This window comes from Kineosporia sp. NBRC 101677 (assembly GCF_030269265.1).
In the GTDB taxonomy this organism is placed as follows: domain Bacteria; phylum Actinomycetota; class Actinomycetes; order Actinomycetales; family Kineosporiaceae; genus Kineosporia; species Kineosporia rhizophila.
This window is the reverse complement of the sequence record NZ_BSTA01000005.1, coordinates 160,848-186,200: the sequence shown is the minus strand read 5'-3', so window position 1 is coordinate 186,200 and position 25,353 is coordinate 160,848. Positions and strand designations below refer to the sequence as shown.

Annotated in this window: 18 protein-coding genes; 5 read left to right on the top strand and 13 right to left on the bottom strand. The window is 70.9% G+C overall.

Annotated features, from left to right (window positions below; genetic code table 11):
• Nucleotides 1–66 precede the first annotated feature (66 nt).
• Nucleotides 67–1,656: a nitric oxide synthase oxygenase gene (locus tag QSK18_RS16870; protein ID WP_232814299.1), complete on the bottom strand. Its 1,590-nt coding sequence runs from the start codon at nt 1,654–1,656 to the stop codon at nt 67–69.
• Nucleotides 1,653–3,818: a globin domain-containing protein gene (locus QSK18_RS16865; RefSeq protein WP_285620209.1), complete on the bottom strand. Its 2,166-nt coding sequence runs from the start codon at nt 3,816–3,818 to the stop codon at nt 1,653–1,655. The genes QSK18_RS16870 and QSK18_RS16865 overlap by 4 nt, the downstream gene beginning before the upstream one ends.
• A gap of 665 nt (nt 3,819–4,483) precedes the next feature.
• Here QSK18_RS16865 and QSK18_RS16860 point away from each other — a divergent pair.
• Nucleotides 4,484–5,182: a response regulator gene (locus QSK18_RS16860; RefSeq protein WP_232814301.1), complete on the top strand. Its 699-nt coding sequence runs from the start codon at nt 4,484–4,486 to the stop codon at nt 5,180–5,182.
• Between the two features lie 262 nt (nt 5,183–5,444).
• On the opposite strand, the gene QSK18_RS16855 is transcribed toward QSK18_RS16860, so the two are convergent.
• Nucleotides 5,445–6,065 carry a hypothetical protein gene (locus tag QSK18_RS16855; protein WP_285620206.1) on the bottom strand — a complete coding sequence of 207 codons (621 nt, stop codon included), beginning with the start codon at nt 6,063–6,065 and terminating at the stop codon, nt 5,445–5,447.
• Between the two features lie 403 nt (nt 6,066–6,468).
• Between QSK18_RS16855 and QSK18_RS16850 the strand changes: the two genes are divergently transcribed.
• From QSK18_RS16850 to QSK18_RS16835, 4 genes are all read left to right on the top strand, one after another.
• Nucleotides 6,469–7,791 carry an SMP-30/gluconolactonase/LRE family protein gene (locus QSK18_RS16850; RefSeq protein WP_285620205.1) on the top strand — a complete coding sequence of 441 codons (1,323 nt, stop codon included), beginning with the start codon at nt 6,469–6,471 and terminating at the stop codon, nt 7,789–7,791.
• Between the two features lie 148 nt (nt 7,792–7,939).
• Nucleotides 7,940–8,581 carry a DUF6518 family protein gene (locus QSK18_RS16845; protein ID WP_285620203.1) on the top strand — a complete coding sequence of 214 codons (642 nt, stop codon included), beginning with the start codon at nt 7,940–7,942 and terminating at the stop codon, nt 8,579–8,581.
• A gap of 64 nt (nt 8,582–8,645) precedes the next feature.
• Nucleotides 8,646–9,497 (top strand): ATP-grasp domain-containing protein, encoded by an 852-nt coding sequence (locus tag QSK18_RS16840; protein WP_285620798.1) that lies wholly within the window; start codon nt 8,646–8,648, stop codon nt 9,495–9,497.
• 141 nt (nt 9,498–9,638) lie between these two features.
• Nucleotides 9,639–10,289: a helix-turn-helix transcriptional regulator gene (locus QSK18_RS16835; RefSeq protein ID WP_232814305.1), complete on the top strand. Its 651-nt coding sequence runs from the start codon at nt 9,639–9,641 to the stop codon at nt 10,287–10,289.
• A gap of 7 nt (nt 10,290–10,296) precedes the next feature.
• Here the strand turns inward: QSK18_RS16835 and QSK18_RS16830 are convergent, their stop codons facing one another.
• From QSK18_RS16830 to QSK18_RS16785, 10 genes are read right to left on the bottom strand one after another with little or no spacing between them, the layout of a single operon-like run.
• Nucleotides 10,297–12,489 (bottom strand): hypothetical protein, encoded by a 2,193-nt coding sequence (locus QSK18_RS16830; RefSeq protein WP_232814306.1) that lies wholly within the window; start codon nt 12,487–12,489, stop codon nt 10,297–10,299.
• Entirely contained in the window at nt 12,486–16,496 is a 4,011-nt protein-coding gene (locus QSK18_RS16825) for a hypothetical protein (protein WP_232814307.1), read from the bottom strand. The genes QSK18_RS16830 and QSK18_RS16825 overlap by 4 nt, the downstream gene beginning before the upstream one ends.
• A 2-nt stretch (nt 16,497–16,498) precedes the next feature.
• Complete coding sequence (locus tag QSK18_RS16820) at nt 16,499–17,488, bottom strand: hypothetical protein (protein ID WP_232814308.1); 990 nt, start codon at nt 17,486–17,488, stop codon at nt 16,499–16,501.
• A gap of 27 nt (nt 17,489–17,515) precedes the next feature.
• Nucleotides 17,516–18,133 (bottom strand): hypothetical protein, encoded by a 618-nt coding sequence (locus tag QSK18_RS16815; RefSeq protein ID WP_232814309.1) that lies wholly within the window; start codon nt 18,131–18,133, stop codon nt 17,516–17,518.
• Nucleotides 18,126–21,203 carry a LamG-like jellyroll fold domain-containing protein gene (locus QSK18_RS16810; RefSeq protein WP_285620198.1) on the bottom strand — a complete coding sequence of 1,026 codons (3,078 nt, stop codon included), beginning with the start codon at nt 21,201–21,203 and terminating at the stop codon, nt 18,126–18,128. The genes QSK18_RS16815 and QSK18_RS16810 overlap by 8 nt, the downstream gene beginning before the upstream one ends.
• A complete protein-coding gene (locus tag QSK18_RS16805) occupies nt 21,200–22,540 on the bottom strand; it encodes a baseplate J/gp47 family protein (RefSeq protein WP_285620197.1) in 1,341 nt (446 codons plus the stop codon). The genes QSK18_RS16810 and QSK18_RS16805 overlap by 4 nt, the downstream gene beginning before the upstream one ends.
• Nucleotides 22,541–22,545: 5 nt before the next feature.
• Nucleotides 22,546–22,971 carry a GPW/gp25 family protein gene (locus QSK18_RS16800; RefSeq protein ID WP_285620193.1) on the bottom strand — a complete coding sequence of 142 codons (426 nt, stop codon included), beginning with the start codon at nt 22,969–22,971 and terminating at the stop codon, nt 22,546–22,548.
• The gene (locus QSK18_RS16795; protein ID WP_232814313.1) at nt 22,968–23,312 is read right to left on the bottom strand and encodes a hypothetical protein; all 345 of its coding nucleotides are present in this window, start codon (nt 23,310–23,312) and stop codon (nt 22,968–22,970) included. Before QSK18_RS16795 ends, QSK18_RS16800 begins: the two co-directional genes overlap by 4 nt.
• On the bottom strand, nt 23,312–24,973 hold the full coding sequence (locus QSK18_RS16790) for a hypothetical protein (protein WP_232814314.1): 1,662 nt from the start codon (nt 24,971–24,973) through the stop codon (nt 23,312–23,314). The genes QSK18_RS16795 and QSK18_RS16790 overlap by 1 nt, the downstream gene beginning before the upstream one ends.
• Nucleotides 24,970–25,353, bottom strand: a complete 384-nt coding sequence (locus QSK18_RS16785; RefSeq protein ID WP_232814315.1) for a hypothetical protein — start codon at nt 25,351–25,353, stop codon at nt 24,970–24,972. The genes QSK18_RS16790 and QSK18_RS16785 overlap by 4 nt, the downstream gene beginning before the upstream one ends.

The window sequence follows — 25,353 nt, the reverse complement described above, 5'->3', positions numbered from 1 at the left end:
GCGTGAAAGCTACGCGCGAGCGCCGCGACCTTCGGGTGAACACTCGGCGCGCCGGCGCCCGCCCGGCTACATCTGGCGGTGCGTCACCGGGCAGCCGCGCGGCTCGGTCGGCTGGTCGTCCTCGTTCCAGGCCGGCGCGTACTCGTACGTGCCCACCGGCTGGGCGGCCGTGACCTTGGCGTGGCGGCCGTGCTGGCCCGCCTGCAGCCCCGTCTCGGTGGTGCGGTCCAGGTCGGCGATGTGCACCGGCACGCCCGGGCGCAGCGACTTCACGGTGAGCCAGTGCTTCACCAGCGTCGCGCCCCGCTCCTGGGGCAGGTGCGGCAGCGGGTGGCTGGGGAAGCGGAACCGCGAGCCGATCCGGTTGGACGTCCAGCCGGTGTCGTTCGGCGGCATCTCGCCGTGGGTGGTCAGGTGGCGCTGGCAGAACTTGGCGAAACCGCTCTGGCTGGCCGAGAGGTTGTTCATCTTCATCCGGGACTGCTTGAACCCGGCACGGATGGCCCGCAGCGTGGCGATCTCGATCTGCGCCATCCGGTACTCGTCGAACCGGTCGGTGGCCGAGAGCATCTGCTGGTCGACCGGGCCGTGGATGGCCTCGCCGATCCGGTCGGCCCAGTTGTAGCGGCGCGGGTCGAGGAAGTTGGTGGCCAGTTCCTCGTCCACGTACCAGCCGTTGAAGATGGTGCAGAAGCGCTGCCCGGCGATGTCCAGGTCGAAGTTGGTCTGCAGCGGGATGGCCGGCCAGCAGGCGAACGGCTCGCCGTAGCCGGAGTCGTCGGCGCGGCCCTTGCTCTCCGGGTGGTGCGGCCAGGGGATGTCGATCAGGTAGCGGCTGCTGTTCGGCACCGAGGCCATGACCAGCTCGCCGTCGGCGCCCATCGCGATCATCGGCAGCACGTCGAACGAGCCGGGACGGTACCCGGGCATGGGCTCGATCAGGTCCTCGGCCCCGTAGGAGCGCACCCAGTCGGTGACGTCGAGATACCCACCGTCGCCGGTCCACCCACCGTCGGCCGTGCGGTACCCGGCGGCCCGCAGCATCTGCTCGGTGACGAACATCTGCCCGAGCTCACCCGGCGCGATCGGCGCACCCAGCACGGTGATCACGGTCTGCGGCGGCACCGGCGCGTTCATCGCCAGGTCGGCGTGCTCCACGGCGGCATGCAGCATGTCGACCGCGCTGCGCACCTCGGGCCGGTACTGGATGACGGCGTGCTGCAGCGCGTGCTGACGGCCCGAGCAGCGGTCGGAGTTGATCCAGGAGTAGCGCACCCAGAACTGGATCTCGTTGGGCCGGACACTGAACGTGCGGCCCGGCCCGACCTCGGCGATCAGCTCGACCAGCCGGGCGCGGCGGGCGTTGGCGGTGAGTTCCTCGGCCGTGAACCCGCAGACCGAGGCCATTTCCGGGTCACGGTCCAGCCACTCGTACATGAGCTGCCACTCCGCGACCACCCGGTCGGGGTCGATCGGCGGGCGCTCGGTGTCGTGCCGGAACGCCGTGGTGGGGCGGAACAGCGGGTGCTCCCCCGTACTCGGAACCGACAGCGGCAGGCCGGCCGGAGCCGTACCCGTCTTCACCTGCACGGTGGGCGCCGCAGCGGCGAACGTTGTCTCGCCGTAGCCGGTGCCGCGGTGGAGGTGCTGGGTCATACGGTGCCCTGCCAGGATTCGGCCGGCTGCCCCGGCTGCGGTTGCGTGGCGCGCGGGGTGGCGACCGGTATGCCGTGAGGCTGCGTGGCGTAGGGGCTGGGCTGCATCAACTGCTCGCCGGTCACCTCCTGCTGCTGCTGTTGGTACTGCTGCATGCCGTACTCGGCCGCGCCCTGGTGGGCCCCGCCGTACCGGTTGCCGGTGGCCTGAGCCGAGCCCGGCGCGGCATACGACGTCTCGCCGTACTGCTGGTCAGCAGGCTGCGCGTACTGAGCGTCGGAGTACTGGGCCCCGTACTGCCCCTCGCCCGGCTCGCCGTACTGGGCCTGGCTGTACTGAGCCTGGCCGTACTGGGCGTCGCCGTACTGAGCCTGACCGGACTGGGCCTGACCGTAGTGAGCCTGACCGGACTGGCCCTGACCGGACTCAGCCTGGCCGTACTGAGCCTGGCCAGGCTGCTGGGCGTCCGGCTGACCGTACTGACCCGCGCCGGCCTGCTGGGCGTACTGCCCCTCGGCCGCCTGGTCATAGCCCTGGGCGTAGCTCTGGGGGTCGGCGTACTGCTGTTCCGCGAACTGCCCCTGCGCGTACTGCTGCTGCCCGTACTGACTTTCGGCGTACTGACCTTCGGCGTACTGACTTTCGGCGTACTGCCCCTCGGCGTACTGGCCTTCGACGTACTGCGACTGGCCGTGCTGGCCCTGGGCGTACTGCTCCTGGCCGTACTGACCTTCTGCGTACTGCCCCTCGGCGTACTGAGCGTCCCCGTACTGACCTTCCGCGTACTGTCCTTGGTCGTGCTGACCAGCGGCATACGGCTCCATGGCCTGCCCACCGGCGTACCCCTGGCCGTACTGAGCATCACCGGGCGCAGCGGCGTACTGCGCACCCTGCCCGTACTGCTGAACAGCCTGCCCACCGGCGTACGGCTCAACGGCTTGCCCACCGGCATACCCCTGGCCGTGCTGAGCATCACCAGGCGCAGCGGCGTACCCCGCCTCGCTGTACTGCGCAGCCTGCCCGTACTGCTCCACCTGCCCGTACTGGGCCGCAGCCTGGTCATCCCCGTACTGCGACTGCCCGGCGAACTGCTGGTTGTTCTGCTGCCCGTACTGCGGACCGGACGCGAACTGCGACCCCGCCCCGAGAGCCAACTGCTGCGTCGCCGGTTGCTGCACTCCGGCCTGCTGCTGGGCCAGAGCCCGCTGCTGAGCCGCCTGCTGCTGGGCCAGAACCTGCTGCTGGGCAGCCTGCTGCTGATTGCCGTACTGGTGATCGATGTACTGCTGCTCGTGCTGCGAAGGTGCAGGCTGCGGCGCCTCCTGCTGAGCCGGCGGCGCGTACAGAGCGGGCGGAGCGGCATACATCGCCGGAGGAGCGGCGTACAGCTGCGGCGCCTCCTGCCCCTGAGCCTGCCCCTGGCCCGAGCGATCGACCGGCAGCTGCCCCGTACGCGGCCGCCGAACCCCGGCCGGCGTGGTCTTCGGCCCAAGGGCAGCAGCCCTCGAACCCACCGCAGGAACAGCCCCCGTGCTGGGCCCCGAACCGCCCCGGGCAGCCGAAACAGCCCCGCCTGAGGTAGCCGCCGCACCGGCGCGACCGCCCGCCCCGGTCGCCCCCGGCACCCGCCGCTCGGGAGCCACGGGAGCGGCCAGCTGGGACGCGTCCCGCTGGGGCGCCGACTGCGCCACGACCTGCTTGTCCTCGACCTCGGCACCGTCGGCGCCGTCGATCATCACCGCGGCCATCCACTCGTACACGGCCATCCAGCTGGATGCCACCGTTGTCTCCAGGTACCCGCCGTTCAACGCGCGCAGGGCGCGGACCAGGGCGTGGGCCACGTAGACGTAGAGGTCGTTGGTGATGCCGTACTTGTGCCGGTGGATCGCTCCCCAGCGGCGCAGCTGCGCCTCGACCATCTCCGGACGGTCCAGGTGGTTGACCGCCATGAGGATGGCCTTCAGCAGACGATCGTTCTGCTGGGTCATGTCCGGCGGGAACAGCGGACGGGCCTGGGGCGCCATGTCGAACAGCTGCTTGTAGAACTCCTCGGTCAGCGCGGTGCTGTCCTTCGGCAGGGACTGGCAGCTCTTGCGCACGACCTCGATCGTCCGCGCATCGAATGGAGGGAGTTCCTCCAGTCGTCGCGGTTCGCGAAACATCCAGTTCTCCCTAGAGATGCAACCGTCGGCAGGCGCAAGGCAGGAGCAGGGCCACCGGATGACGAAGCGTCGAGCACCGTTCTACAAAAGAACCAAAAGAACATGCAAGCTCGACAAAACTTACGAAACCCGGTGACAGCCCGTCTTGAAGCGATGACCAGCACTCATACGAAGTCGTGGTGCACAGGATCTCTTTGGCCGGCACAGACGCGGGAGCGCAGGGCACAACCGCTGCAACCGCGTCAAGATCAGAATGAATCTAGCTGCCCGGAAACACGGTTCGCCGAGCAAACATTCCGGCGTCATGCAAAAGCGGGCGACAATTTCCAATCAGGCTTCGCCCTCCGGCAATTCAACTACTCTCGGCACACTGATGCAAACTCTGCGTGGACACAGAGGATTCACTTCGTTCCCGAGTGATCCAGATCATGCCGCCCGGCCCGCCACAGACGTCCTTCATCGGATACGACGAAAATCCACAGCCCACTCACATGTGGCACCTACCCCTACGATGTCTCCCAACCTGGGGCTCGAATCTGCGAGCGTCGTACGTCACGCCATGATCTGGGATCGGCCGCTCGCGCAAGGAGGATGATGAGGTTCCGCCTCCAGCCGGCAGCGTTCTGTCCGGCCTGTTTCTCCCCGTGCGTGGCCCGGGCGGGCGCATGAGTCCCGACCACCTGATCCGCACGCTGATCGTGGAACCCGATCCGGTTGTCGCGAGTCTGCACAGCGAGTATGTGAAGAAGACGGCCGATTTCACTGTCGGTGGCGTCGCGTACACAGGTGCCGAGGCTCTGCAGCTGCTCGACACCGAACCCTTCGGCCTGATCCTGCTCGACCTGCAACTGCCCGACATCAGCGGCCTGGAGCTGTGCCGGATCCTGCGCGCCCGCAACAGCCCGGTGGACATCATCGTGATCACCGCGGCCCGCCAGATCGGCCTGGTGCGCTCGGCCCTCTCCTTCGGGGTGGTGCACTACCTGCTCAAACCCCTGACGCTGCGCAGTTTTCAGGGGCACCTGCGTCGCTACGCCACCTACCACCGCCGCACCACCGACTCCACCGGGCCGATCAACCAGTTCGACATCGACTCGGCCATCGCCCAGCTGCGCCCCGACGTGCGCTCGGAAGTCGTTGCCTCCCGCGCCACCTCGCTGCGCACGCTCGATCACGTGGCGTCACACCTGCGCACCTCGAGCACCCCGGTGACCGCGAACGAGGTGGCCGAGGCCCTGGGAATCTCCCGCGTCACGGCCCGCCGCTACCTGGAAGAGCTCACCGCCCGCCGGATGGCCGCCCAGACCCAGCGCTACGGAAGCTCGGGCCGGCCGCGAAATCTCTACCACTGGCACGCAGAGTAGGCGAACAGCTACCAGCTTGAGGACGAGTGCGCGCACCGACTGCGGCCACTCACCTCGGGTGCGTGGTTCGTTTCTGGTCAGTCATCCCGCGTCCTGCCGCTGCCCGTACGTCGCGAGCCAACGCTGGGCGCCGCGAAGGTTGCGCACCAGACCAGCGCCAGGGGCCCGGCCAGCCCACAGATCAGCAGGCCGGCGAACAGCCAGCGGTTCGGCCCACGACGAGCCCGTTCTCGGACCGAGGCAAGTGGCTCCCCCGGACTGGTCATGCCGCATCGGCGCGGGTGCCGTGCTGGGCGAGCCAGGCCTTCGCCCGTCGTACGTTGCGCCAGGTGAACGGCAGCGAGCAGAAGAAGCCGAGCGCCCCCACCCCGACGAAGAGGTCGGCGACGAGTACCCGCTCGTCCGAGAGGAGCCGGTTCGCGCTGATCAGCACCATGACCGGAAGCAGCAGGTACAGCGTCCAGCGCTGCATCACCGTGCGCTCGGCCAGATCCTGGGCGAGCGGCTGGTCGCGGGGTTCGACCGCCTGGCCAGACCGGATGGCCTTGTTGATCGCCTTACGGCGTTCGCGATCCACGCCGGCGGCCAGCACCGGGCTCAGCCAGCGCACGCCCCGGCGCCGCAGCCACCAGAACACCGGCAGCGTCACCAGGATGGGCAGCACACCGGCCAGGGTGATGAGAAGCCAGACCCACCAGGGCGTTCCGCCGTCGTCCGAGTCCTCGGCCGCGATGATGCCCATGGCCACCGCCAGCGGGGTAACGAGCAGGCAGACGATCATCGTGCCGAAGAACCAGCGGTCGGTGCGGCGCTTGGCTCGTGCCCCGATCTCGGCGAGCTCCTGGTCGTCACCGCCGGTTGTGGCCGGCCTCGCGGTTACCAACCCCGGGTCTGTCCTGGGTATGACCCCGGAATCGTTCGGCTGGTCCTTCTCCGTGTCCGCCACCCGCACATGATCACGTCGGTGATCACGCTCCGCATCTCAAAACGCCACAAACCTGCCCTCAGCCATCAGGAGCTCATCCCCGTCCGACGTTGCGCCACGAGCGCCCACCCCCTGGCCACCCAACCGCGCGCAATATGTCCGCTTATGCCCGCCCGATCGAACCGCCGCGTATCCCTTGACGGACCCGCGGGTCGGAGTGAACCTGTTGGAGGCAATCGGTTCCGAAGATCGCTTGCCCAAAGGGTTTTGGGGTTTCTCAGGGCGCGCTGCGCCTTCCGCGAGAGCCGACCACAGACGCCGGGGCGCTGACGTCGGCTTCCTTCCGTTGGGGGAACGAAGGATGGACAACGACACCTTCAGCCAGCCTGCCCACCACTCAGCCCTTACCTCGGCCCAGGCACCGTCCCGCCGTTCGGTGCTGGCCGCGGCCGGGCTCCTCCCCCTCCTGCCGGCGTCCCCGCAGTTCACCGCCCTCGGAGCCCGTCCGAAGAGGCGGGCGGCCAAATTCGCGGTCACGTACACCGATTTCGCCGCGGTCACCCCCAGCTATCTCACGCCCACCCAGTGCTGGAACTCCCTGGGCCTGGACGACCAGAACCGGCTGTACATCAACTGGACCAGCACACGCTCCGACGGCCGGGAAGACACAGCGCTGTTCCGCTACACCCCCAGCTCCGGCCGCAAGGAGTTCCTCGGCAGCTTCATCGACGTGGCCACCCGCCAGAACAACCTGGCCGGCGGCGAGCAGATCCCTAAGGGCCACACCCGGATCGTGCAGGTCGGGCGCAAGCTGTACATGGGCTCGCAGGGCTTCCACGACTTCAAGGGCGCGATCGACACGCTGCCCGACTACCGGGGCGCCCACCTGTTCAGCTTCGACCTCGACACCGGCGCCTTCGACGACGTCAGCCGGCACCTGCCCGGCGGCGTGGTGATCAAGCACCAGGGCATCGTGGCGCTCAGCTACTCCCCCGAGCACAAACTGCTGGTGGGGCTGTCCCACCCGCACGGCGACATCATCCTGTTCGACCCGGCCACCGCCACCGTGCGCAAGGTGGTCAAGGGCATCCCCTGGGCGCTGAACAAGATGGTCAGCCGCGAGATCGTGGTCACCCGCACGGGCAGGGTGTACACCTATCGCGGCCCGGAAGACCCGGCGCTGCGCGGCAACAGCAACCCCGTGTGGGAGTACGACATCGCCACGGGCAAGCACCGCAACACCGGCATCAAGCTCAAGGGCGGGTTCTGGAACGGCCAGGCGGTCACCGCCGACCGCAGCAAGATCTACCTCACCACGGTGACCGGCAACCTGTACCGGCTGGACGTCGCCACCGGCGCCTTCACCTCACTCGGATCCTTCATCGACCCGGCCGACTACGACCACGCCAGCAAGTACCGGGTCATGTACCTCTACGGCATCGGGCTCACAGCGAACGAGAAACAGCTCCTGGGCTGGCCGATCATCGCCCCGACGGCCGGCGACGAGGGCGGCGGCACCCGGCTGGTCAGCTACAGCATCCCCGGTGCCAAGGCGACGAAACAGATCGACTCCCCGATCGCGGCCTTCACCGGCAGCAACCACCGCGATCCCAAGGGCCGCTTCTACCAGGCCGCGTTCGACTGGGACCACAACTGCCAACTCGCCATCCTGTCGCCCAAGTAGCCGTGCCCACCACCGACGTCCTCAAAGCACAAACCCGACCCGAACCAGAGGACGTCGGCCTCAGGTACCGCTCGAATCGTCCTCTTGTTCAGTGGCCCGGCACCACAGAAGGACGCCGGCCCGCACCAGTGCGGGCAGGATCACCTGGGTGAGCGAGCCGACGATGCGTCAGAATCCGCTGTACGAGAACCGTTTCGATGATCCGGCGGTCGCCGCGCTGGTGGTGGCGGTGCTCAGCTTCGTTCTGGGTGGCCTCACCGCGTACGCGCAGACCGTGCTGCCCTACTCGATGTTCTCCCTGGCCAACTCGGCCAACGGGTGGACGGCGCTGATGGTGGTGCTCCTGCTGTGGGTGCGCCCCGGCGTACGGCTGGCCGCCGTGCTCGGTTCGGTCAGCGGCGTGCTGCTCATGCTGGGGTACACGGCCGCGCTGGCGCTGTACGGGCACGCGTACGACCCGTTGCTGTGGACGTTGTCGGGCGCCGTTGCTGGTCCGTTCATCGGAGTGGCCGCCGCGTGGCTGCGTGAACGCGGCGGTCGGGCTGCCCTGGGTACGGCGGCGCTGACCGGCGTGACCATCGGCGAATCGCTGTACGGCCTGACGGCGGTGAGCCAGAGCACCAGCCCGGTGTACTGGACGGTGAGCGGGCTGGCGGGGCTGCTCTTCCTGCTCGGGATGCTGGCGCGGCGTATCCGGGGACGGGCGCCGCTGGTCCTCACCTTGGCCGGCACGGCAGCGGTGGTCGTGGTGTTCATCCCGGTCTTCGGCACCGTCGGAACGTATGCGTGAGGTAGAGGCAGCGCGTAAACGTGCATGACAGAGCCGTTATAGCCGCTGAATACTGCTGCTCGTGATGCTTCTCTTCCCCGCCGATCCGCTGCGCCCCCGACGCCCGGACGAACACTACGCCGAGGAAGTGGCTGCGGCGCGCGAGCTCGGGCTGACGGTGGCGTTCGTCGACCACGACGAGCTGACCCGACCCGACGGCGCCCGAGCCGGGGTGGCCCGGGTGCCGCACGATTCCGGGGAGGCGCTGTACCGCGGGTGGATGCTGACCGCGCAGCAGTACGCCGGATTCGAGGCAGCGCTGCGCGAGCGCGGGGTACGGCTGGTGACCGATGCCGGGCAGTACCGGCGCGCCCACGAACTGCCGGGCTGGTACCAGGCTCTGCGGGAGGTCACGCCCCGGGCCGAGTGGCGCGAGGGCGACACCCGTGAGGCTTTCGACGCGGCGCGCACCGCTCTGGGCGTTGGGGCGGCCGTGCTGCGGGACTACACCAAGTCGGCCAAGCATCACTGGCACGAGGCCGCTTTCATCCCCGATCTGCAGGACGCCGAGGCCGCCGGGAAGGTGGCCGACCGGTTCCGGGAGCTGCGCGACGAGGCCTTCACCGGCGGCTACGTGCTGCGGCAGTTCGAGGAATTCACGTCGGACGAGGTGCGCACGTGGTGGGTCGACGGCGAGTGCCGGCTGGTCGGCGCTCACCCCGACACCCCGCAGTCGCTGCCCTCGTCCCTACCGGCGACCGACGTCTGCACGCCCCTGATCCAGAAGCTGGCTCTTCGGTTCGTCACGCTCGATCTGGCTCTGCGCACCGACGGGGTGTGGCGGGTGATCGAGCTGGGCGATGGCCAGGTCAGTGACTGTCCGCCCGCGCTGGTGCCCGAACTGGTCCGGCAGTACGCGGCGGCGGCCAACCGGTGAGCTGATCACGGACTCGCCGGTAGCCTGCGGCGGCTGCCTCAAAGTGCCGGGCCCGGCCGGTTCTGCCAGGTCAGCGCGTTCTGTGGGGCACGATCGGAACACTTGCCGACGACCGGGCCCGGGCCCACAGGAGGTGCTCCGGTGTCGAACGGCTCATTCCCCCTCGCGCCGAGGAGCGCTCCGGAAGGCGACGAGAGCGGAGCCGCGGCAGTGGCGGGGCTGCTGCAGCGGCTGCTGCCCTGTGAGTGGATCACCTTCGCCGTCACCGTGGTGCCCGGCCAGCAGATCAGCAGCTGGCCGGGCGCACTGTGGGACGGGCGGGAGACGTACGCGAAACCCTCCGAGCGGCAACTGCTGACGTGGCTGTCGGCGGCGGCCGGGCGCACCGAGCCGGTGAACCTGGCGTCGCAGGAACCGTTCGGGCGCCTGCTCGCCCTGCCCGTGCAGGCGCAGGTGCCGAACCAGGGCGGCCCGCCCGAGCTGGTGACCTGGGTGCTCAGCCGGCCGGGAGACGAGTTCGGCCGGGCCGAGCTGGACCTGGCCCGGCTGATCGCGCCGGTGCTGCGCCGGCACTGGCACCTGACCCGGTTGCGGCGCGAGGGCGTGACCAGCCGCGAGCTCGAGGTGCTGAGCCTGGTGGCGGCCGGGCTGACCGCGGCGGCGGTGGCCCGGCGCTGCGGCATCAGCACCCGTACCGTGCACAAACACCTGGAGCACGCGTACACGAAACTGGGCTGCCACGACCGGCTCTCGGCCGTTCTGCAGCTGCGTGACGCCGGGCTGCTGATCTAGGGCGGCGTCAGGGCCGGGCGCGCATCCGTCGTACTGCGGCCAGGGCCACCTCCCAGGCCTCCAGGTGCAGTGTGCCGGAGTTGCCGTTCACCAGCCGGTTGTACTCCATGGCGGTCAACGGGGGCTTGCCCGGCAGCAGGCGGTCGCGCAACCAGTTGATCTCGTGCATCTCGTGGGCCAGCACCGCCACGATCGCCTCGTCCGAGTCCAGCACGTCGGCGTTCAGGCGCACCATCATCACGTCGGTCGGCTCGGTGACCGGGGCGCGCTTCCAGTAGGTCGGGGTGATCCCCCCTCGGGGCGCCTGCACCTGGCCGGTGAGGGCGCTGCCGGTCTCGTTGGCGGTCTTCTCCCAGACCACCCGGGTCTCGGTGCTGGCGATCTTGCTGCCGTAGTCGGCGAACGCGTTCTTGGGCAGGTCACCTTCCTGCACCACCCGGACGATCACGTCGTCGCCGATGTGGACGCCGTTCTGCTGGGCCAGCTGCACCGCCTCGGCCAGGGTGCGGCGCTGACCGCCGGCATTCCTGGCGAACACCATGCCGCCGTGCTCGAGGGCGATCGCCGCTCCGCCGATCCGGGTGCGCCCGGCCTTCATCACCGCTTCCACGAAGTCCTGCTCGGTGCCCACCAGCCGGCCCTCGGCGGCCAGCACCTTCGCCTGGGCGCGGGCCGCGGCCTCGAGGGCGGACAGCTCCTTGGCCAGGATCCCGGCCTTGGCCACCCCGGCCAGGTTCCGCAGGGCCAGACCGGCCGCGCCCACGTCGATCACTGCACCGAAGATCGACACGACGAGCCAGGCGATCGAGGGGTCCTCGCGGGCCAGCGCGGTCGCCGGGTCGAGCGAGGAGTGGGAGGCGGCGTTGGCGAAGGAGTAGTTCTGGTACTGCTCGGCCGCCCCGTACACCGACAACGCGGCCGAGCCGATCGACAGGCCCCCCGCCACTGCGATCACGGCGGCGCTCGCTCCGGGGGCGGCGGCGCCGGCCGTGGCGATCGATGCGCCGATGGCCAGGGCCAGGCCGACCGCGCCGAGCAGCAGCTGGCGGATCAGCTCGTCGCGCTTGCGCATCTGCAGGTAGCGGTCGAGGGCCGCGGCGGCCGGGGTTCCGGCGATCACGCCCATCTCGTGGCGGGCGGCCTCGATCACGTGGTCCAGCTCCCACACGCTCTGCTCGTCGAGGCGCTTGCGCATGGTCGCGATGCTGTCCAGCACTTCGGTGGTGATCGCCGAGACGTCCCACGCGAAGCGCACCGGATGGGTGGCGGTCAGCCTCGTGTAGTCCAGGTTACGGCGCAGCAGGATCGGGAACTCCTGCCCGTAGATCCTTTTCAGGTCTTTCAGCCGGGGCAGGAGCTGCCCCTGCACGACCTGGTCGCTGCGGGCGTAGGTGCCGGTCAGGATGTCGTCGAACTGGTTGGGGTCGAGCTGGCCGGCCATCGGGGCCCCGGAGGCGGCGGCCTGCTGGTTGCCGGTCTGCTTCACCCGGTCGAGGATCTGCTTCTGCAGAACCGCCATCTCCCCGGCGGCGCTGCGCAGTCGCTCGGAGGCACTGCCGGTGGGCGAGTTGTAGCGCACGGCCTCGCGCCGGGCCACCAGTTCGCTGCTGTCCAGGAGCCCCTTGGCCTTCTGCAGGGCACGTCGACTCACGGCGCCGATCAGCCGCTCTTCCAGGCGTTCGAGGTCGGCCCGGGTGGGCGCCATCAGGCGCGCGGTGTCCTTGGCCTGCCCCGAGGCCCACATCCAGTTGAACAAACCCCCGCCCGGGGCGGTGCTCGGCCTGACCGGTGGGGCGAGTTCGGCCTGCCGTACCCGCACGGCCAGGTCGTTCACGGCCGTCACCAGGGGGTCGGTGGTGGCTTTCACACCAGAACCGACTGGGGACGTCGGTGAGCCACCGGCTGCGACCGGAACCCCCACCGGCCGTCCCTTGTCCTGATAGCTGGGGATCCCGATCAGACCCCCGCCCGTTGCGTTCTCGGGCACCTCGTTCTCGGGCACTGCTCGCTGACGTACCGGCGGGCGGTCCAGGCGGATGACGGGATCGACGGGCCCACCGTCGTCCACAATCTCGTTCACTACCTGGGCCACCGCCTGAGTGACCGCCGCGCGCACGAGCCGCAGCAACTCGGCCTCGGAGCTCCCCCCGGGCGCATCGGCAGCCTGGGGCTCGGTGGGCCGGTGGTACACGTGCCTCACGGCGTGAACTCCAGAACGCGCCCGCTGCCGGGAACGATGAATTCGTTCAGCTCACGCAGCAGCGAGGGGGGAACCTGCAGCTGGTCGATCCCGTAGCGGGTGTCGACGATGCGCGGCAGGCCTTTGACGTCGGTGATGCCCGGGGCGGTTCCGTCGGGGTGCAGCGGGGTGGCGGTCCTGGTGGCCTCGTCGACCACCAGCACCTGGTGGGCCCTGCCCTGCTCGGGTGTGGAGACCCCGCGCAGCTGCCGGAACCAGCCCTCCTCCACCTCGAACACCTTCAGACGCGCCCCCGCCCGGTTCTCCAGCAGGAACTCCACCGACCGCTCGAACACGCCGAAGTTCAGGTTCAGCGCCCGCCCACCGGTGGCCAGGCGCACGTTGCCGGCCGGGTCGACCTGCACGAAGTCCCGGCTGCGGGCCACACCCGAACCGCCCTCGACCCGGAACACCACCCGGTGACCGCTGCGGCTGCGGAACAGCGGGCGCACCAGTCGTTCCAGCACCGGCGCATTGCCCTGAACCGCCCGCACCGGCAGCCGGATCCAGGCCTGGGGCCCGCCGGTGGCGTTCGTGCCGGCCTCCAGGGCGGCGAAGGCCGTGTCGAGCTCGGCGCTGGTCGGCACCACGTCGGCCGGGTTCATCCGCCCGGCCGCCAGATCGTCGGCCTGCACCCGGGCCTGCGCGGCGCGCGCGTCGATCAGCGTGGCGTTGCGGGTCAGCTCGTCGGCCTCGGCGGCCTTGATGTCGGCCCGGGCGGTGCGACCGGTCTGGCGGGCCAGGTCGGCGTTGGCCCGCACCCGGGTGGCCTGGGCCCGCAGGTTCGCGGCCTCGGCCTCGCGCCCGGCGGCCTGCAGACGCAGGGACAGCTCGAGCTGGTGCTGCATGATCTGCTCGGAGGTCTGGGTGGCCACCGGGTCGGCGGCGACCACACCGAGTTCGCCCAGCAGCCGCACCACCGCGCGTTGCTGCCCAGGCTCGTAGCGGCCGATGCGGCCCAGGAAGCCGGCCAGTTCCTGCGGTGAGCCGAAGGTTCCGGCGGCCAGGTGGCCTGCGGCCGCCGCGTCCATGGTGGCCAGCGCCTCAAGGAAGTGCACGGTCTCCTGGGGGTGACGGGCGAAGACGGTGGCCAGTTCGTGTGAGCGGGTGATGTTTCCGGAGGCTTCGGAGGCCCGCAGGAAGCGCTGCAGCCCCTCGGTGGCCTGCTGGGAGAACTTGGCTCCGGACAGCTGCAGGGTGCGGGTGGCGATCGCGCTGGCCCCCAGCTCGCGCAGCACCGTCTCCAGGCGCTCGCCGAGCGCTCCGGCGAATCCCCGGGCGGCGCCGTCCCCGGCCAGGGTGGAGAGGCTGGCGCGCAGGTTGGCCAGGGCCTCGGTGACGCCGGCCGAGAACTGCACGGCGCTGATGCCCTCGGCCCGCACCCGGCGGGCGATCTCGACGGCCGACTCCAGTGCGGTGCGCCCTCCGCCGAGGACGGCGTGAAGGGCCGGCTGGAGCGTGAATTCGGCAACGACCCCGACTGCTGCCCCCACGGCCATCGACTTGACGTAGGTGCCGATCCCCGACCAGGAGCCCTCGCCGGTGGCCACGGCGATCACGTCGTGGGCGAAGCGCTCCAGCCCGGCCGAGACGGCGCCGCTGACCGCGCCGGCCAGCAGGCGCTCGGCGATCCAGCCGGCCACCACCCGCCGCACGGTGGCGGTGCCGATCTGGGTCGCACCCCAGCGGCCGGCCACCGCGCCCAGGCGGAAGCCGAGCGCCATCAGGTAGCCGTCGAGGGCTGCGACCAGGAAGCCGCGCAGCGTCAGCTTCGCGTCGCCGAAGGCGACCCGCAGCAGGTAGATCAGTTCGGAGACGGCGATCGAGACGATCACCGTGGTGGCTCCGCCGGCCAGGTCGACCAGGACGGCGACGAGCCCGGCCTCCCAGGCCACGGCGATCAGGCCGACGGCGCTGATGCCGATCAGCAGGCTCTCGTAGAACTTCCCGGCCTGGCCCAGGGCCAGGTAGATCTGACGGGCCTCGAAGTCGCCGGAGGTCTCGGTGAACTCCTGGCTGACCTTCTTCCAGGCCCCGCCGGCGACCCGCTCGACGAACTCCAGCCGCAGGTCGTAGGAGGGCAGGCCGTCGAGGTCGCGGCGGGTCACCCCGAGCAGCCGGATGCTGCGCTGCACGGTGACGTCCTCGACGTCGTCCTTGGTCACCGGGACCTTGGCGGTGGTGCGGGCCAGGACCTCCCGGGCGAAGGCCTCGTCGTCGAGGTCGCGGGCCAGGCGGCCGGCGGCGATGTCGGCCATCACGGCGATCTGCTGGGCGGCCAGCTCGGTGCGGAACTGCTCGGCCTTGGCGGTGGTGGCCCGCTGTTCCTCGCGTTCCATCAGGTAGGTCTCGTCCAGGTCGCCCAGGACACTGCCCTTGGCCCAGCGCTGCCGCGGATCGCGTTGCAGCAGAACGGTCTGCTCTTCGGGCCGGTAGAGGTTGTTCTGTCTCGCGGCCCGGGCCCCGGCGAGGCGTTCGTGCAGGGCCCGCACCTCGGGACGGTCGGCGAACCGGGTGGGCAGGCTGATCATCAGCAGCCGGTGCTCGACCAGGAAGTAGCCGTTGGCCTGGACCGCCTGGAACAGTCCGGAGAAGTCACCGGTGCGCTCGAGGTCGGCGAGCACGTGCTCGGCCAGGGTGCCGCCGGGCGGGCGCTGGGCGGGCGGGCCCCCGGCGTTGGCCTCGTCCAGTTCGTCGAGCATGCACCAGGTCCAGCGTTCGGCCCTGATGCCGGCCTTGAGCAGAGCCCGGATCCGCCCGGCGATCTCGCGGGCCTTGGGTCCCTGCAGCGCTGCGGCGGTGCGATCGGGCCCGACGGGGATCTCGACGTAGGCGTAGAGCACCGGCCATCCGGCCTCCAGCCGTACTCCCCGGGCGGCGTGGCTGCCCTCCGGCGCCAGGTTCTCCGTGCCCACGTGGCGGGCCAGCCAGGACGGCAGGCGGGCCCCGACTCCCGGTGAAAGCACCTGCACGGCGTCGCTGATGAACGGCTCGCCTTGGGTGGCCGGGCGTTGCTCGCGTGCCGAGACCTGGGCCAGGTAGTAGACGGCCTGGGCCAGGGTGGGGCGGCGTACGCGGGCTGCGAGTACCCAGACCGGCACCGACTCGGAAGCGAACTCTTCGGCGAAACGTTCCCAGGGCACGTGGACGTCGTGCTGGAACGCCCCGCGGTCGACCAGGAAGCCGGCCTCTGGCAGGGGAACGTTCAGGCGGGTCAGGGGCCCGGCGTCCAGGACCTCGGACACGCTGATCCCGGGCAGCGACATGAAGGCGTACAGCACCCAGCCGCCGTGGCTGACCACCGCGTCCTGGCCGTTGCCCTCCACCCGCCGCTGGTTGCGTTCCCCCGGGGAGGGGATCGCCGAGCGCATGGAGCCGCTGCGGTCGAGGTGGGTCAGTTCGCGCCAGCCGCCGTCGAACGGGGTGATGAGGTCGGCGAGGATCTGCCGCGGGCCGAGCCTGGACAGCTGGCCGGCCCGGGCGTTCACCGCGGTCTGTAGGTCCAGCAGGCTCGTGGTGGTGTTGACCTGCACCCACCAGACCTCCACCCAGCGTTCCTCCTGGGCCCGGTCGTCGTAGAGCACCTTGGCCGGCAGTTCCTCCCCCCGCACCCGCTCCACCACGTCCAGATACTCGCCGATGGGCACGCGGAAGTTGACCGTACGCAACACGATCCAAGGTCGGCGCCGCGACAGCGGCACCGTCGTAGGACGTCCATTGTTCTGATAGCCGGGCACCGCGTAGCCGTCGCCGAGATCCCTCTCGGCGTCGTAGCGTTCGTGGGTCTGTTCCACCGCCTCCAGCGTTGCACTCTCGGGCAGCTCCCGGCGGGCCGCGGCCAGCCGGGAGCGCACCTGCGCCGCGACCTGCCGGGTGAGGGCCTGCAGGGTCTCCTCGTCGGGAACTCCGGTGACCCGCACCCGGATCGGCACGTGACAGTGCAGCGACGGGGACGGCGGCAGGGCCATGATCAGCCGTTGATCACGGACAGCACCTTGAGCCCGCTGCCGACCGGATTGCCCTTCAGGTCGCGCTGCACGATCTGGAACACCTGCACGGCCCCGAACTTGCGCTTGTGGCCGGGCTCGAACCGGAACCGGGCCCGCAGCGGGCGCTCGAACCCGGGCAGCGGCTCGCGGGGGTCGAGCGCACCGATCTCCTCGGCCTCCATCCGTACCTCGGGCAGCTCGTCGTCCAGGAACAGCGGGTACGGCTTGCCCTTGACCAGCACCACCGGCGCCTTGTGCTCGCGGCTGAACGTGATGCTGTCGTCGGAGAGCAGCAGCCACCGCTCGCCGGCCCCGAGCGCCACCTTCGCCTCGACCGGTTCCACCGCGACGGTGGTCTCGATCAGTTCGGGCGCGGCCATCACCTGGAACTCCTGGAAACCCTCCCAGAAGTTCTGCCGCGGCAGCAGGGTGCAGTTGCGCTGGCCCTGGTGCTGGTCGTTGACCACGTCGAAGACCGAGTCCAGGGCCAGTTCCTGGCCTTCGGTGTCGGAGAAGACGTTGGCGATCAGGCACAGGTGGCCGCCGCCGTTGACGGTGGCGTTGAGTTCGGCCTGGGTCGGTTCCCAGTCCACCGGGCCGAGCACCGGGTCGTTGATCCGGCAGGTGAGCACGTGCGCGTCGTTGGGGCTGGTGCCGCCCGAGCCGGGCGCCAGCGTGTTCACCTGGCCGCGCAGCTGCCGGACGGCCATCGACGGTGAGCTGGCCCCGACGTGCGGGTTCATCACGTAGATGTCGGCCCGGACGTTCTCGGCCGCGTCGCGGCCCTTGTTGGTCACCCGGGCCCGGACGCGGGTGGGGGTGCCGACGCGGGTCTGGGTCTGGTTCGGCCCGCCCTCCAGGAACAGGCTGAAGTTGTTCCAGAACGGGTTGGCGCCGGTCCACGGACGGGTGCCGTCGTCGAGTGCGGGCGAGGCCCCGAAGTCGACCTTGAAGTAGAGATCTCCGGCCACGTGAGCAGCTCCTTCGCTGGTGAGTGATCAGGCCACGTAGGTGATCTGGAACCCGGACAGGGTGACGGTGTCGGTGTTCTGCGCGCCGTCCAGGGTGGCCAGCAGGTAGTAGCGGTAGTTCTGGGTGTCGACCTGCACGAAGTTGGGGTCGGCGGGGTCGTTGCGGTCGAACGGGCTGGCGTCGCCGGTGACCCGGGCGATCCGCTCGGCCGGGGTGACCGACGAGATCAGGCGGTTGCGCATCAGGGCCACCCGCAGCAGTCCGGAGCCGCTGTTCTGGCCCACCACCCGCAGCTGCACCAGCCGGGACCCGTGCGGCAGGGGCACCGCCTGTACGCCGGAGAGGGTGACCAGGTTGCCGGTGCGGGCGGCGTAGCCCTGCGCGTCGTGGGCCCAGCCGCTGGCTCCGGCCACGGTCACCAGGGAGGGGGCCAGGGTGAGGGCCTGCTGGGTGGGGGTGGGCCCGGCGCCCAGCGTGTCCAGGGCGGTGTCGACCTGGGTGACCACGTCGGCCAGGGAGGTCAGGTCGGACTCCAGGGCGTCGAAGCGGGCGTTGAACCCGTTCGGGCCGCCGGCCTGCACCCGGTCCCGGTTGTCCACGTAGGGCGTGTGGTGGAAGGTCTTGGTGAACGAGATGTCACCCATGCTCGCTGTCCTTTCGGGTCGGTCGGGCCGGTCGGGTCAGGCGCGGGACCGGCCGGTGCAGGCGGTATCGGGGGTAGGTGTGGTCCTCGGCCCGGCTCGGCCCGCCGGGCAGCTCGACCACGGCCGGGCGCAGGCTGCGGGTCAGCACCTCCACGCCCAGGGGGCGCAGGCTGTGCACCACGTTCATGATCAGCTCGTACTGGTCGCGGCTGACCGTGGCGTCGGCCGGCACTTCGGGGCGTAGCCGCACCTGCAGGGCGAAGGGCCCGTTGGCGCCGGCCTCGCGCAGTGCCGCCTGCACCCACAGCAGCCCGGGGGTGCGGCCGGTGACGCGTACCGTGTCCGCGCCGGTGGTGGCCAGATCGGCCCTCCCCGAGGTGATCGGCCCGCTGCCCCAGCTCAGCCGGGTGGTGGGCGAGATGTCGGCGGGGGCGGGCTGGACCTGCACGGTGATGCTCTGCCCCTCCTGCACCTGGTGCGGTCCGCTGACGGCGATCAGGTCTTCGGCCCGCTGGCGTACCTGCACCTGAGGGCCGGAGACGCTGACGTGGGTGAAACCCGCGGTGTGCGCCAGCGCAGCCAGCCGTCCCGCCGCCAGGGTCGGATGCTGCACGGTGAGGGCTCTTCCTTGTGCGGCAAGGGTTTGCGGGTCGCCCGGGGGTAGGGTGGTGAACCCGCCGGAGACTGCGAGCACGCCGGGGGCAGCTTCGGCCAACAGGTCCAGCAGTTGTTGCAGGCGGGCGGCGGTGCCGCGTTGCATGCGCGCGGACTGCCCGGCGAAGCTCGCCCGGGGGTCGCTGACGGTGGCCAGTAGCGCCGGGTCGAATGTCGCGGCCGGCTCTCCCGCCACCTTCGGGTCGGCGTTGCGGGTGCCGTCGGCCGCGATCGACGAACCGGCGGGCACGGCGGCAGGTAGCACACGGACCGTCAGGGAAGCGGTGCTGGTGTGCCCCTCCCAGGTCAGGTCGGCGGAGATCGCGGCATCTCCGGGGGCCACGCCGCGGGCGAGCGCCACGCCGGGTGCCGTGGGGGTGATGGTGACGCGACCAGGGCCGACGCGGGCCGTGTGCCAGGTGATTTCGGCTCCGGCGGGTGGATTCGGCTGCAGCCGCAGGATCAGATCCGTACCTTCGACGACCTGGGGACGTCCGCCGTCGGGTTCCACGGTCAGGGAACCGCCGGGGGCCACGGCGACCACGACTGCCTGAGTGAAGCCGTCCGGGTTCCCGGCGCGGGGCACCCCCACCAGGTCGAAGCCGGCCTGATGGGCCAGCGCGGCCAGGCGGGGTGTGCTGATGCTCGGGTGGGTCAGATGGGCCAGGCGTCCGGCAGAACGAGAACTGAGGACGCGTGGGTGCCAGGCTCCCACGACCCGCACCTTGGTGCCGGGAGCCTCAGTCAGTGCGAGAGCAGCCAGGCGGTCGAGCCTTCGGGCCAGCGCGGGCTGCATGAGCCGGGAGTCCCCGCCCGGGTCCGTCACGTGCTCGACGGCCGGATTGCTGTAACGCAGCAGCAGTTCCGGCGGCCGGTCCAGATCGTCCTGGTCACCGAACGCCTGCTGCTCGGTGACGTTCCAGACCCCGGAGGCGTGGATGCTCGTGCCGACCGGTACCAGCGCGGGCAGGACCCGGACCTGGTGCACGCTGCGCAGGGTCGGGGTGTCCTCGTCGATCACCTCCAGAGGCTTCTTCACGCCGCCGATCTCCCCGGCTGCGTCGTTGAGCAGGTCGGTCAGGGCCGCGGGGGTGGGCAGCACCCAGCGCCGGAACAGGTGCAGGCGCCGGCGGTAGTGCTCGTCGTCCTCGCCCAGCACCGGCGCGAATGCGGTGCGGGCCACCCGGCTGAGGCGAACCTCGTCCACGGTGGCGTTCAGCGTGCCCCCCACGGTGAGCGGCTCGCCCGCGGTCAGGGCGCCCAGGGCGGTGATGTCGGCCAGGGCCAGGCGCAGGCCGTCCAGCCAGAGGGCTGCCGTGTGGCCGGCGCGGTCGATCACCAGGGCGATGTGGGTGATGCGGTCGCTCGCAAGTGTGGTGTCCGCGTACAGGTCCTGGGTGGTGGTGCCGTCGGACAGCCGCGCGCGGACGTTGCGGGGCAGGCCCCGGCCGAACTCGCCGATCTCGAGCGACCATCCGGGTCCGGTGGCACCGCGCCGGGCCAGGATGCGGGCCTCGCCGGGCTGGGCGTCCGGGCGCAGGAAGCACTCGGCGGTGAGGTCGGCCGTGCCGGGCAGGTCGAAGTCGGGGTGCGAAGGGATCACCGCGGCGCCGGCCCCGGCCAGGAGCAGCCCCGGGCCGAAGCGGCCGGCCGCCCCGGGGGCTGCCGGCCCGGTGAGGAGGCCGTCGTGCGCGGTGCGGCCCGGGAAGCGGCCCACCGCGTCCACCACGCTGGTTCCGCTGGTCTCGTCGAGATGGTGAAGGGTCAGGGTGTCGTCGTCGACCGAGTACGGCAGGGGCGGGAAACGCGGTACGGCCAGGTCGATGCCGATGAGATCGAGACTGGCGCCCACCGCCGTCCCCAGTTGTCTCTGACTGGCGGTGCGGGCGATCTGGCGGCGCAGGCTGTCGCGCTCCCCGCCGAGCACCCACAGCACCCGGGCGAGATTGCCCAGCAGCGCCGACAGCGCCCACTCGTTGGCCGGATCGGGAACCTCGGTGGCACCGGTGCCCTGGCGCCGGCGGGCCACGATGCCGGTCAGGGTGCTGGTGGGGGTGGCGTTCGCGGGCGGCGGGACCGGAAGGGACTCCCCCGCGAGCGTCCCTGCCCTGAAGGTCAGGGACACGTTCACCGGGCCGCCGGGCATCCCGGTCCAGCGCAGCGTCACCTCGGTGTCGTGCTGCAGGTCGCGGCGGGCGCGCAGCACGTACGAGGGCGTGGGGGTGGTGCCGAAACGCGCCTGGTGCTCGCGGAAGTCATACGGTGCAACGGCCGCCGTACCAGGGGTGGGCCGCGGCAGCAGGGTCAGGTGCAGCACGTCACCGCCGGCGGCGAAGGGTTCGGTCAGGCGCAGCGACATCCGCCCGGCCGCTCCCCGGCCGAGCACTACCTGTTCGAGCCCTGCGACGGGACTCATGGCGTCACCAGTTCCAGGTCGTGCAGGTCGGCGTCGGCCCGGAAGACCGGCAGTTCGGTGGTGCCCATCAGCAGGTTGCGGCCGATCGCGGCGTCCACGGCCGGGGTCTGGTGCACGACCTCGCCGAAGGTGATCCGGCCGAAGGCGGGCGGGTGGCGGCGCAGGTGCAGGCGCTGCACGTCGAGCACGCCGGGGACCTCGACCACGGCGCGCACCACCTGGCTGTACAGCACGTCGCCGCCCAGCCGCAGCGTTCCCAGGGCCTCGGCCAGGCGGGTGCGGATCGCGGCCGACAGCGCGGCCGGGTCGTAGCCGGGTTCGACCACGATCCGGGCCCGCACCCCCACGTCGATGTGGTCGGCGGCCACGATGTTCGGGTGCACCCCGGCCGGGCGCACCCGGTCCACCTCGCGCAGCACCCGCTCGTACACCCCCTCCACCGCACCGGTGGTGCGCCAGGGCCAGCGGAAGTCGTGGGCCACCACCACGTCGAAGGTGTAGGCCGCGCCGATCTGCCGTTCGCCGCTGAACAGCCGCTCGCCGAAGTCGAACTCGTCGAAGAAGCTCTGCGACACGTCCACCCCGCCGAGCGGGTCCGACAGCAGCACGTCGACCACGCCGTCCACGTTCAGCACGCTCTGGCGCACCGCCTCGACCGTCCACAGCGATCGGGAGATGCCCAGCTGACGGCCGCGGTAGGAGTCGTCGTCCTCCATCCCGAGGCCGCCGGTGAAGGCCTGCTCGTTGGTCACGGTGAGAGTGGCCACGCCGAAGCCGGACAGGTAGATCTGCTCGTAGGCCGGGTCGACGCCGACGATCTCGCCGGCGGTGATGTCGCCGCGGGAGCCGCGGGTCAGGCTGCGGGCGGCGACCCTCTGGCTGGGGGTGGTGGAACTGAGCTCGACCGGGGCGAGCGTGACGAACGAGAGCCGGCCGGGACCGGCCGCGGTGACCAGCTGGGTGCCGTCGGGCACGATGTAGCTGCGCCCGGGCAGGCCGCCGCCGAGGGTCAGGGTGACCTCGCCGGAGGCCGGGAGTTCCCGCCGGGGCAGGTTCCCGTCGTCGCCGAGCAGGTCCAGGCTGTCGCCGGTGGCGGTGCAGACGAAGGAGGCGTAGTAGAAGTCCTCCAGCCGTTTCCACAGTTCGGCGTCCTCGTGGACGGTGGCCTCGATCAGCTTGCCCAGCGAACTGGTCGAGGTCAGGTCCGGTTCCAGGCCCAGGGTGGCCCACATCTGCCGGGCCCGGGTGCGGGCGTCGGCCAGGACGGCGTCGAAGCCCTTGAGGACGAACCCGTCCTGGGTCACGCCGAACTGTGGGCTCAGTGGCTGTTCGGTCATGGCTCCTACAGCTCCACGTCGGTGAGGATCAGGGCGGTGGTGTCCTGGGCGGTGCGTACGCTGACCGCCACCTGACTCAGGCGGTCCTTGACGGGGTTTCGCCTCTCCGGGGGAAAGCCGGGTTCGTCGTCGAAGACCACCGACAGGACGTCGGCCACGCGGGGGTCGGAGGCGAGTGTGCGCACGATCTCCAGGCGCAGCAGTTCCTTGACCATGCGCCGGCCGTGGTTGCCGGTGAAGGCGCGGGTCACGTCCAGGCCGTAGGTGGCGTTGACCTGGTCGCTGCCGTAGGGGGTGAGCAGGCGCAGGGTCAGGGCCTGACGCAGGTTCTCGTCGCCGTGCACCGGCCTGAGATCGCCGCCGCTCAGCACGAGGTCGCCGTCCTCCAGGCGCAGGCTGGAACCGAAACGGTTGCCCGGCTGCACACTCATGACGCCTCCAGCACGCTCTGGCCGGCCGACTCGACCTGCCACAGCACCGGCAGCGGGGGCACGGCGTTCGTCAGTCCCTGCGCCGTCTGCAGCATCACCGGCTGCCCGGCAACGCTCAGCGTGGTGCTCATCCCCGCCGTCACCGCCGTGACCTTGGCGCACGGCACCTGACCGGCTGCGGCGTTCGTGTTCGTACAGCCCGCCACCGTGGCCGCCAGCAGGTCGGCCTGCACCAGCACCGGCGACCCACCGGCGCTCAGCGCCGAGGTGGACGCCTGCACCATCACGGTTCCCTGGTGCGCGCACTTCAGCGTGGAGGCGGTGGTCAGCACGGCCGGCATCACTGCACCGCCACCTTCGCGCCGTCCAGGCTGAGCGAGACCTGGCCGTTGGTCAGCGTCATCTTCTTCTGCGCGGTGGTGATTTTCAGCTCTCCGTCGGAGGTGATCTCGATCGTCGTGCCGCTGTGGTGCTCGATCACGACCGTGTTCTCCGGCGGCGGGCTCGGCCGCTCCCCCACCGGCGGCAGGGCCGGTGTGCCGACCACGATCCGCAGCGAGCGGGCCTGGATGATCCGGGCGCCCTGCTTGTCGGTCAGGTCGTTCACGCCCTTGCCCACCGGCAGACCCTGATCACCGATCTCGGTGGGCAGGGCCAGCCAGTAGTCGCCCGGCTCGTTCTTCGGCGGTGCGTGCCGGGGTTTCTCGGGCCACAGCCAGCCCGCCACCACCGCGTCGTTGACCAGGCCCCGGTTGTGCGCCAGCAGCGCCCGCATGCCCGGGTACACCGGCGTGACCAGGCCGACCTGGTGGAACGCGAACGGTGAGGCGATCGGCTTGTTGTGCAGTTCCACGTCGTCGGTGACCGGGCTGGCCACGCTCGGGGCGACCACCCCGGAGGCCACCTTCTGGCCGTAGTGCAGATCGCCCAGGTGCTTGCCGTCCTTGCCGGCCCGATAGGTGGTGACCTCACCGACGTCCACACCCGGATGGTCTTCCCGGCCCCGCGAGGCAATGTCCTCCAGGCGGTCGACCACGCCCTGCACGCCGCCGCTCATCCGCACCGGTTCACCGGCCGGGGCGGCCACGACCAGCAGCTTGGTCACGTAGCCGTCGGAGCCGTACTCGTGGACGGCGCGGGCGATCCGCAGGGGCCCGGCCGGGACCGAGTCCAGGTTCTTCACCTCGAGCTTCTGCCCGGCCCTCAGCCCGGGATGCCCGAGCACGGTGATCTCCAGCTGGTCGCGCACCGGCGGGTCGGCGACCAGCTCGCCGGGCAGCAGGTCCTGCCCCTGCCGGTCGACCCGGGCCACCACGTTGGCCTGGGCGTCCGCGCTGACCGGGGCCGGTTCCTTGCCCACTGCGGCGCCCAGGTACACGGCGCCGTCGCGGACCACCATCGACACCTTTGCCTCGCGGGCCAGGTCCTGCACCGCGCCCAGGGTGGTGCGCGCGCACGAGGTGAAGTCGTTCAGCGTGCCCGGGACCGTGGAGCCGGCGCCGAGTTCGACCTCGGCCTCCTGCAGCAGGTCGCGGACCATGTGCATCCGGGGCAGGGCCGAGGGGCGGTCGAGACTGCCCGGGCGGCGCAGCAGCTTGAACCCGGCCTCGTCCTGCCCGGTGAGCACCACCTGCGACACCCCGCCGGTGCCCTGGCCGATGGTCAGGTCGCTGACCCGGCCGGTCATCACCGTGGCCCGGCTGAGCGGGCGGTCGAAGTAGCCCAGCCGGACCGTGGCCCTCAGGCCGCCCTTGGGCACCGACTTCAGCAGCGCGATGCTCTTCTCCGGCAGGTCGTCCAGGGTCACCTCGAAGGTGGCGCTGTTCGTCTCGCCCATGGTCACCCGCACCGCCACGTCCAGCACCAGCCCGCCGCCGAACACGTCGTTGGTCACCGTGAGCGGCAGCCCGAGCCCGGCGTAGGAGGCCACGGCGGCCAGCAGTCCCCCGCCGCCGGCCTCCACCGCGGCGAACTCGACCTTGTGCCACAGAACGAAACTCATCGCACGGCCACCCCCGCCACGATCTGCGACCCGTGCCGCCCGACGCCGTTCAGGTTCCCGATCGCCACCCGGGCCGAGCGCAGCGTCACCGCCAGCTCCCCGGCGCGATACACGTGGCCGGGGACCAGCTTGCGCCGCAGCAGCGTGGTGCCCCGCTCGCTGTCCTCCCGCACCACCGTCATCACCAGGTAGGCGCCGTCCGTGGGAAGGTCCAGCGCCGCCGACAGTCCCAGCTCGGTGTCGCGCGGGGGCAGCACCTCCTCCAGCACCACCACCTGCAGCCCGAACACGTAGCCGCGCCCACCCACGACTAGGCGGAACGACTGCGGGAACCCCTCGTCCGGGTCCACCGGCAGACGCAGGAACGTCGCAACGCTCAC

Coding starts and splice junctions, on each gene's coding strand:
- QSK18_RS16790 (WP_232814314.1), bottom strand. CDS start 24,973: ATGAGTTTCGTTCTGTGGCACAAGGTCGAGTTCGCCGCGGTGGAGGCC.
- QSK18_RS16865 (WP_285620209.1), bottom strand. CDS start 3,818: ATGTTTCGCGAACCGCGACGACTGGAGGAACTCCCTCCATTCGATGCG.
- QSK18_RS16805 (WP_285620197.1), bottom strand. CDS start 22,540: ATGACCGAACAGCCACTGAGCCCACAGTTCGGCGTGACCCAGGACGGG.
- QSK18_RS16815 (WP_232814309.1), bottom strand. CDS start 18,133: ATGGGTGACATCTCGTTCACCAAGACCTTCCACCACACGCCCTACGTG.
- QSK18_RS16840 (WP_285620798.1), top strand. CDS start 8,646: ATGCTTCTCTTCCCCGCCGATCCGCTGCGCCCCCGACGCCCGGACGAA.
- QSK18_RS16850 (WP_285620205.1), top strand. CDS start 6,469: ATGGACAACGACACCTTCAGCCAGCCTGCCCACCACTCAGCCCTTACC.
- QSK18_RS16800 (WP_285620193.1), bottom strand. CDS start 22,971: ATGAGTGTGCAGCCGGGCAACCGTTTCGGTTCCAGCCTGCGCCTGGAG.
- QSK18_RS16825 (WP_232814307.1), bottom strand. CDS start 16,496: ATGGCCCTGCCGCCGTCCCCGTCGCTGCACTGTCACGTGCCGATCCGG.
- QSK18_RS16795 (WP_232814313.1), bottom strand. CDS start 23,312: ATGCCGGCCGTGCTGACCACCGCCTCCACGCTGAAGTGCGCGCACCAG.
- QSK18_RS16870 (WP_232814299.1), bottom strand. CDS start 1,656: ATGACCCAGCACCTCCACCGCGGCACCGGCTACGGCGAGACAACGTTC.
- QSK18_RS16810 (WP_285620198.1), bottom strand. CDS start 21,203: ATGAGTCCCGTCGCAGGGCTCGAACAGGTAGTGCTCGGCCGGGGAGCG.
- QSK18_RS16860 (WP_232814301.1), top strand. CDS start 4,484: ATGAGTCCCGACCACCTGATCCGCACGCTGATCGTGGAACCCGATCCG.